The organism is Pseudarthrobacter sp. NamB4 (assembly GCF_005796185.1).
Lineage (GTDB): Bacteria > Actinomycetota > Actinomycetes > Actinomycetales > Micrococcaceae > Arthrobacter.
Genome location: NZ_VAHM01000024.1, coordinates 22,564 through 30,422, shown reverse-complemented (window position 1 = coordinate 30,422; position 7,859 = coordinate 22,564). Strand labels below are relative to the sequence as shown.

General features: G+C 66.1%; 9 protein-coding genes and 1 pseudogene. 2 read left to right on the top strand and 8 right to left on the bottom strand.

All coding sequences use genetic code 11. From position 1 onward, the window contains the following. Positions 1-198, bottom strand: a pseudogene (locus FDW81_RS17305) (hypothetical protein); the annotation flags it as partial. 271 nt (positions 199-469) lie between these two features. On the opposite strand from FDW81_RS17305, the gene FDW81_RS17300 reads away from it, so the two are divergent. Continuing rightward, entirely contained in the window at positions 470-1,000 is a 531-nt protein-coding gene (locus FDW81_RS17300) for a MarR family winged helix-turn-helix transcriptional regulator (protein WP_138135444.1), read from the top strand. A 97-nt stretch (positions 1,001-1,097) separates the two neighbouring features. Here FDW81_RS17300 and FDW81_RS17295 read toward each other — a convergent pair whose 3' ends face one another. From FDW81_RS17295 to FDW81_RS17275, 5 genes are all read right to left on the bottom strand, one after another. Next, the gene (locus FDW81_RS17295; RefSeq protein WP_138135443.1) at positions 1,098-1,406 is read right to left on the bottom strand and encodes a hypothetical protein; all 309 of its coding nucleotides are present in this window, start codon (positions 1,404-1,406) and stop codon (positions 1,098-1,100) included. 48 nt (positions 1,407-1,454) lie between these two features. After that, positions 1,455-2,591, bottom strand: coding sequence for a Vms1/Ankzf1 family peptidyl-tRNA hydrolase (locus FDW81_RS17290; RefSeq protein ID WP_138135442.1), 1,137 nt, complete (start codon positions 2,589-2,591; stop codon positions 1,455-1,457). Continuing rightward, complete coding sequence (locus FDW81_RS17285; protein ID WP_138135441.1) at positions 2,588-2,803, bottom strand: hypothetical protein; 216 nt, start codon at positions 2,801-2,803, stop codon at positions 2,588-2,590. Before FDW81_RS17285 ends, FDW81_RS17290 begins: the two co-directional genes overlap by 4 nt. Before the next feature lie 108 nt (positions 2,804-2,911). Next, the gene (locus FDW81_RS17280; RefSeq protein ID WP_138135440.1) at positions 2,912-3,247 is read right to left on the bottom strand and encodes a hypothetical protein; all 336 of its coding nucleotides are present in this window, start codon (positions 3,245-3,247) and stop codon (positions 2,912-2,914) included. 73 nt (positions 3,248-3,320) lie between these two features. Continuing rightward, complete coding sequence (locus FDW81_RS17275; protein ID WP_138135439.1) at positions 3,321-4,577, bottom strand: D-arabinono-1,4-lactone oxidase; 1,257 nt, start codon at positions 4,575-4,577, stop codon at positions 3,321-3,323. A gap of 284 nt (positions 4,578-4,861) precedes the next feature. On the opposite strand from FDW81_RS17275, the gene FDW81_RS18190 reads away from it, so the two are divergent. Continuing rightward, positions 4,862-5,008, top strand: a complete 147-nt coding sequence (locus tag FDW81_RS18190) for a hypothetical protein (RefSeq protein WP_171027266.1) — start codon at positions 4,862-4,864, stop codon at positions 5,006-5,008. A 2-nt stretch (positions 5,009-5,010) separates the two neighbouring features. Here the strand turns inward: FDW81_RS18190 and FDW81_RS17270 are convergent, their stop codons facing one another. Both FDW81_RS17270 and FDW81_RS17265 read right to left on the bottom strand, forming a co-directional pair. Beyond that, entirely contained in the window at positions 5,011-6,762 is a 1,752-nt protein-coding gene (locus FDW81_RS17270; protein ID WP_138135438.1) for an amidase, read from the bottom strand. Next, on the bottom strand, positions 6,759-7,844 hold the full coding sequence (locus FDW81_RS17265) for an agmatine/peptidylarginine deiminase (RefSeq protein ID WP_240720393.1): 1,086 nt from the start codon (positions 7,842-7,844) through the stop codon (positions 6,759-6,761). Before FDW81_RS17265 ends, FDW81_RS17270 begins: the two co-directional genes overlap by 4 nt. Positions 7,845-7,859: the final 15 nt, after the last annotated feature.

The window sequence follows — 7,859 nt, the reverse complement described above, 5'->3', positions numbered from 1 at the left end:
TGCCGTCTGCGCAACATTCTGGGCTGCGGACGATGCCTCACCGGCGACATGCGCGGCTTCTTCCTTCGCTGCCTGGCTCTTCGTGGTTCCGGCTGAACCTGCAGCAGGGGCCGTGCCGAAGCCTTCTTCCGTCCCTACCTGGGCTGCACCATAGGGATCAGTGGCAGCGGGGGTCTGGGGCCATTGGTTCTCTGTCATCGGGCTCTCTTTCGTGAAGGGTCAGCTGGCGATCAAGAACCAGCAGTGCTGGCTAGTAGTAAGCATGGTTACTAATTAGATACTAAGCACACTTTCCTTTTCCTGCGCAAGGTGAGCGGTGAATTGACTGCTGCGGGGCCTGCCTGCGGTCCGGGAATAGTAAGCCTACTTGCGAATCTGATGCTAAGCATGCTTATTGTAGAGAATGTAGCGACGCAAAAAGAGGTGATCACACCCTGCACTTCGCCACCCACAGGAAGGCCACGGCCCGATGACCAGCAATCTCGATCCAGATGCCAGGACCAGCTACCGCCTAATCACTGTGGCGGCGCGTATGGTGCAGAGGCGGCAGGACGACGCCCTGGCTCATCTGGGGCTGACCCGCGCTGCAGTCATCGCCTTGGAGGGCCTTGCAGGCGGCCCCCTGAACCAGGAGCGGCTGGCTGAAGCGATCCGCGTCCAGAGCCAGACCCTGGGGCGGGTCCTGATCCGGCTTGAGAGTGCCGGCCACATCACCAGGACGCGCCAGTCGGCAGACCGCAGGCAGTTTAAGGTCGAACTCACAGAGTCCGGCCAGGCCGTCCTGGAGGCAGCCAGGCGGGCGGAAATTAACGCTTATCCGGATGATCCCAACATTAGCTGGAAAGTCCTCAGGGAAGAGTTAACGAAGTTTGTGAATGCTTTGCCTGGGGACCGCGACCAGAGCGTTCTTCCGTTTGCCGCGCCGGAGCACCGTACGGTGAGGCGCCCCCAGGGTGGGCGGGCCAGCAACCTCCGTGGCGCGGACCAGCCCCGCCAGTAATGCAGCTCGCCAGTAAGGCGTCCCATCCCCTGTAAACACAGAGCAGTAAAGACAAAGCAGCCCCGCCACTGAGTGGCGGGGCTGCTCTGGCTTTTGGTCACCTTAGCTGCCCGTTGTCTTCCCGGTCCGACGCCTGGTTGTTGACCAGCAGACCCCGCTGGGCGAAATCCGCTGCTTCCGATGCTTCTTCGGGCAACGGATCCGTTGCTGGCGCGACGTCGCTCGGCGCATAATCGGCGAGTCCGGCCTCAACCCGTTCCTGTTCGGCTGCAGCCTGATAAACATCGTCGTCAACATCCTCGGGCATTTTCCCGTGGCCGGTCCGGGTGGGCTGTGGGAGTGCGTCCTCTTCAGGAGTAATCACTCCCTCGAGCACGGGATCGCGGCTTTCATCTGCGCTTGTCACGTTTACCTCCGAGCGGTAGCTGTCCTGAGTGTTGTGGCCGGATACTGCCTACGGCGACGGGACGTTTGGCCCGGTGGACCAGCGGAGCAGTGCGGCAATGTCGCGGCCCTCCGGCAGGACGCCGCCCGGAACCAGGAGAACGCGGGCGTCGGTAAGGGCCGCAGCCCGAAGAAGGGCCGCCGGCGCAGGAACGGCGCCCAGTACGTTGGCTGCCAGGGATTCTTCCTCGGCAGTGGCGATCCACGGTTCGGCGTCCAGGGCAAGCAGGGTCCGTTCCGACAGGGCGGCGTCGTTGAGGATCAGAACATCGACCTGGGCCTGCTGGAGGGCATGCACCACGGCTCCGATTCCGATGGCGGACTCGGGGTTCGCCTGGCCTTCCTGCGTGGCCAGCCGTTCCATGATCTCCTGCTGCTCAGTAGCCCACTGTTCAGCAACCCGCTGGTTTACCTGGTCCTCGAGCAGGGACTGGTCCGCGCCTGCCGTATGCGTGTGGGAGTCCACCACGGATACCAGCGTTTGGGTCGCCTTGGAGAGCTGCTCCTGGACAAGCCGGCGGGCGTGGATGTCACCGGCCAGGACTACCAGGCGGGCTCCGCTGCTGCCCACCACCCGGTCAATCTCCTCCGCCACCTGGTCGGCATTGCGGCGCCACACGTCCTCGGTATGGTGCTGGAAGCGGAGGTGGGCCCAGCCGCCGCCCTGGAACTTCTTGATGTGCTCTGTGCTGCCCTGCACCTCCTCGGTGCTGGCGGGGGCGCCTGCACCCGCGTAGTGCAACCGGATTTCACCGTGTTCGCGGCTGACTTCTGCCACTACATAGGGAAATTCCTCCGGCCGGTGCTTGACCAGCGGGAGGAGATCAGGGACTGCATCGACCGAAATCCGCTCCGGCAGCACCCGGTCTCCCGGCAGGATCTCGTTGATCTCCGTCTTGCCCTGATGGACCAGGACATACCGGGAGACCGGGGAGGGAGCTCCTGCCTCGGGCTGGAGTGCCTGCTCCACCGCGTCAAGGTCTGCGAACGAGGCTCCCTGCGCCTCCAGTTGCGCCCGGGTGTTTCCCGGCCTGACGTCAGCGGCTTCAAGGGTGTCAACCGTGCCGGTTCCGGCATCTACATAGGCCGTGCACCAGGGGCCGGGAAGCCGGTACAGATCTGCGTAATCCTTCAAACTTCCGGTCACTGTTCGTCCTCCTCATCGCTAAGGGAGTCCGGGGATGCAACGGGATTCAGAGCCTCCCTGATCTCGGCAGGATCCGTGTCGTCGGGGAAGGGTTCGGTTTCACGCCATTCCTCCGCATGGGGAGGTTGGCTCGCGTGAACCGCGCCCTGGGCCTCGTGCTTCATCTGGTCGTCCAGATGAGGGCCGTGTTTTGTGTTGCCGCGTTCAGCCATGACGATCTCCTTCGCTCCGTGAATTTAGTATCACAGGCTTACTAGTTCGTCAGTTCACCGTAGCACCGGGACGCGGCGGTCAAAAGGGGGAGTTTCGGGGACCTGCCCTTACGCCGCGCAGGCATCCTTAAGTGCCTGGACTGAGTCTCCCGGCACCTGGTCCCCGGACTCGGCAATCTGGCCGAGCGGCGTTGTGATTTCTGCCGGAACCCCAGCGGTGCGGGCGGCGGAAACGAGGCCGGACAGCACCTGTTTGTCTTCAACGCTGACAACACCGTCCTGAACCACGCTGCAGATCTGCCGGTTGATCTCGTCAGCGGCAGCGGTGGCCACCTTGGACGCGGCATCGCTGGCAGCATTGCCTGCGGCTTCCTCTATGGCGCCACAGCCGGCGAGGAGCAGCAGCAGGGGGGCGGCGGACAGGGCAGCAAGGCGGCGGTTCATCAGTCCAGCCTATCGGCTCAAGCGGGTAGCATGCTGGGAACGCACCGCCGCGGGCCAAACCGGGCGCGGATCCTCACCTTGCGCTGGCCGCCGAAACACCGAGAATGTTGTCCAGCAGCGCGTTCCGGAACTTCCCGTCGGGATCCTGGGACGAGGCCAGTGAGCGGAAACCGGCGAAGCGCGGGTAAAGGGACTCCCAGTCGTGGCCTGCCGGGGAGAAGAGCTTGCCCCAGTGGGGGCGGGCTCCGAAAGGCCTGAGGAGGTCTTCCAGTTCCGGCAGGAGTGCCTCGACTTCCGGCTGCAGCGGCTTCCAGGTGAAGTGCAGCGCCGCACTCTGCTGCCGGTAGAAGGGGCTGAGCCAGAACTCGTCCGCGGCGCCGGTTCGGATTTCGGAGACGAACAGCAGGGGTGCGAGCTTGTCTGCGAGGCTGCGTACCGCCTCGATGGCGGCGGGGGCATGCTCCAGGGGCAGGATGAATTCGCTCTGCAGTTCCTCGCCCTTGCTGGGGGTGAACTCGTGGCGGAAATGGGGCAGCCGGTCCAGCCACGGGCCGGATTCGTCCATCTGCAGGGTGCAGTTCTCGGCGGACATGTCCGGGAGCGGGTGCCGTGGGCGCGCGGCGGGAGTGGCGCCGAACAGGTTCCCCAGCGGCGGTTCATGGTCGAGTGCCTTGAGCCAGACCTGGCTGATGGAATTGCCGGCATAGTCGGTGAAAAGGCTGACGCTGTAGGCGCTGGAAACCAGTTCCGGGAAGTGCGCCAGGGCCTCATCCCACGGCAGGTTTTCCAGGACGCGCTGACGCATCCGGAAAGTGGGCTGGACCGCGAGTTCCAGGCCGGTGACAATTCCCAAAGCGCCCAGACCCACCACGCTTGCCAGGAACTCATCCCCATCGGCGCGTGAAAGTGAAACGTGCTCGCCGGAGGCGCGGACAAGGTCGATGGATTCGACGGCACCGGCCAGCGACTGGTTGTCCACGCCGGAGCCGTGCGTTCCCGTCTGGACTGCGCCGGCAACGGAGATGTGCGGCAGCGACGCGAGGTTGTGAATGGCGACGCCGGACTGTTCCAGGGTGCGGCACAGCTCGCCGTAGCTGACGCCGCCGCTGACACGGACCGTTTGACGTGCCGCGTCGAGTTCGATCGCATGGGGCAAAGCGTCCAGGAGTACGTGGACGCCGTCAGTGTCGCCCACCCGGTTGAACGAGTGGCGTGATCCGAGGGCCTTGACCCTTCCGGCCCCGGCCACGATGCCGACGAGTTCATCCACCGAAACCGGCCTCCGGACATCCGCGGAAGCGTACTCGAGGTTCCCTGCCCAGTTCTTCATCAGGTTCAGCTTTCAAGTGGAAGTCATTTGGCTCCCTCAACTGTCAGCGCTAACAAATCCGGTGTCAAGGCGGATTCCGCTCTCCGGACGGGCGGCCTTGCGGAGGGCGGGCAAGGAGGGCCTCCAAGCCGCTCGCCGACCGTATCCATGGCCTGCGGCTCAAATTCGGCCTTCACTTCATGAGGGGAATTCCACGGCTGCCCAGGCCTACTACTATTCCCAGCTACAGGGACTGCTGCGGGACGGCCACCTTGTGGTGTGGGCGGCGGAAAGTACGACGAGGGATGTTCGCAGCGGTCTTCAACACCGGGGCGGCGGCCTGGTCCGGGCACTGGCGGAAAGCCGGCATCATCAGCAAGGGTGGGGTGCCGCCGTTGGAAGTGGCGGTGGCCGCGCACGGTGTGCAGTTCTTCCGGTTCTCCCGTGCCTAAGCTCAGCCGGTGGTGCGGGGCGGCGGGACGCGCCGGCTGCCGGTGGCCGCGAAGGCGGCTGCCAGGTGCAGGAGCAGCGTGTCGCTGTAGGCCTTGCCGGCGATCGTCAGGCCCACCGGCATGGCGATATCCGCGGCCAGTCCCATGGGAACCGTAACGGTGGGGATGCCCAAGTGCCGGGGGACCAGGTTGCCGTTCGCCACCCAGACGCCGTTGCGCCACGCGAGGTCCGCAGAGGCCGGGTTGGTGTCCGCGTCCGCGGGCGCGACGTCGGCCACGGCGGGAAAGACCACCGCGTCCAGGCCCAGCCCGTCCATCCACTCCTCCAGGTCCACGCGCCGGGTCTCCTCGAGCCCCTTCAGCCCCTCCGCCAGGTGGGGGATCCCCGTCAGCGACGGTACCCCGTGCTCCCGGATCCAGGCGGGGTAGTCGCTGATGTCGTCGTCGAACCCCTCGTACCGATCCGGCAGGGACCCCTCGGGTGCCGGGAAGATCAGCGCGCCGTCGACGTCTGCCAGGCTGTTCAGGTTCGGGTCCCCGTTGGCGGCCAGGAAGTCGTGCCAGGACCAGGCGGACAGGTTGACAATTTCGCTGCGCAGGTAGTCCCTGGAGACCAGGCCGCGGGTGGCGATGGTGGGCGTGCCCGGGCGGTCCCCTTCGTAGTTGGAGACGACGGGAAAGTCCACCTCCACCACCTCAGCCCCTGCCGCCTCGAGGTCGCGCCGCGCGGCTTCCCACAGCTCAATCACGGAAGCACGGGTGTTGATGCGCTGGCCGGTGGGGCCCCCTATTCCGGGCTTGGGTGCGGTTCCGGCCTCCGGGTCCGCGTTGATGTACATCTTTGGGATGCCCAGGCGTTTCCCTGCCAGCACGTTTCCGGCGCCGGCCTGGTCCTTCACGGCCAGGTCAAGGTACGACGCCGGGCGGACAGCGGATGCCCTGGGCACCTCCACCCAGGGCTGGACACGCCAGAAGTCACCGCGGGTTTCGGCGTCGTCCGCCACCACGACCTCCAGGACTTCCAGCAGGTCGTCCATGGTGCGGGTGTGCGGGACCACCACGTCCATGGTGGGGACCAGCGGCCAGTTGCCGCGCACGGAAATAACGCCGCGGGACGGGGTGTAGGCGCACAAGGCGTTGTTCGACGCCGGTGCCCGGCCCGAGGACCAAGTTTCTTCCGCGAGGCCAAAGGCGGCAAAGCTTGCCGCGGTGGCCGTACCGGAGCCGTTGGAGGATCCGGAGGCAAACGCGGCCGTGAGGTAGTCGGCGTTGTAGGGGCTCTCGGCCCGGCCGTATACCCCGCGCTGCATACCTCCGTTGGCCATGGGCGGCATGTTGGTCAGGCCGATCAGCACGGCACCGCCGGCCCGCAGGCGTTCGATGGTGAACGCGTCCTTCCGGGCCATCAGGTCCTTGAAGGCCGGCGATCCGGCGGCCACAGTGAGGCCGCGGGCCTGGTAGCTGTCCTTTGCGGTGTACGGAATCCCGTCCAGCGGCCCCAGCGTGAACCCGGCGGCGCGGCGCCGGTCCGAGGCCTGCGCATCGGTGATGGCGTCGGGGTTCATCACTACGAGGGCATTCAGCCGTATGCCGGAAGAGTCATACTTCTCGATCCGCTCCAGATAGAGGCGTACCAGCTCCTCGCTGGTCACCTCGCCCGATTCCAGTGCGGACCGGAGCTGGCGGATCCCGGCTTCCACCACATCGAACGCGGGCCGCGTGCCGTGCTGCCGCTCTCGTTCTGCGAGTTTCATGCCGCGCCGCCTTCCGCCGGGACGGGCTGCTGCTGGGTGATGCAGTGGATGCCGCCGCCGAACGCGAAGATGTCCCGGGCGTCCACCAGTTCCACCCTCCGTCCCGGGTAGGCGCGCTCCAGGATGCCCTTGGCGATGGCATCGTTGGGGTCGTCGAAAGCGCACAGGACCACCACACCATTGGCCACGTAGTGGTTGATGTAGGACCAGTCCACGAATCCTTCGCCGTCCGTGAGCACGGTGGGTGCGGGAACGTCGATAATCCGGAGCGGACGGCCGCTCGAATCGGTTTGGCCCTGCAGGACTGCACGGAGTTGCAGATAGACGGCGTGATCAGGGTGGGCCGGGTCATCCTGGCGGTGCAGCAGGACGGTGCCGGCCCCGGCGAAGGCCGCGACGATGTCCACGTGGCCCCGGGTGCCGAACTCGTCATAGTCGCGGGTGAGGCCGCGCGGCAGCCAGATGGCTTTGGTGGTGCCCAGTGCAGCATGAATTTCAGCCTCCACAGATTCCCTCGTGGCACCGGGGTTGCGTCCGGAATCGAGCTGGACGGATTCCGTCAGCAGGACGGTTCCCTGGCCGTCCACGTGGAACCCGCCGCCCTCGTTGACCAGCGGGCTGGGCCGGACCGGAGCAGCCATCCCGGCGGCCACGGCCCGGGCCACGTCCTGGTCCTTGTCCCAGGCCGCCCACTCCTGGGCGCCCCAGCCGTTGAAAATCCAGTCGACGGCGGCCAACGATCCGTCCGGCTGGTGCACGAAGGTGGGCCCGCTGTCCCGCAGCCACGCGTCGTTTAGCGATACTTCCACTACGGTGATGCCCTCGCCGAGCCACTCCTTTGCCACGGTGGCGTCGCGGGGATCGGCCACCACGGTGACGGGCTCGTAGCGGGCAATGGTCTGGGCAACCCTGGTCCAGGCGGCCCGGGCACGGTCAAGGGTGGGGCTTCCCACCGGTCCGAATGTCTCGTTCGGCGGCGGGAAGGCCATCCACGTTCCGGTGTGGGTTTCCCATTCGGCGGGCATGTGGCCTGCCGGGGTGGGCGCGAGGACGTGGGCGGCCGGGGCGGGGGCGGGTTTCATGGGTTCCTAGGTCTT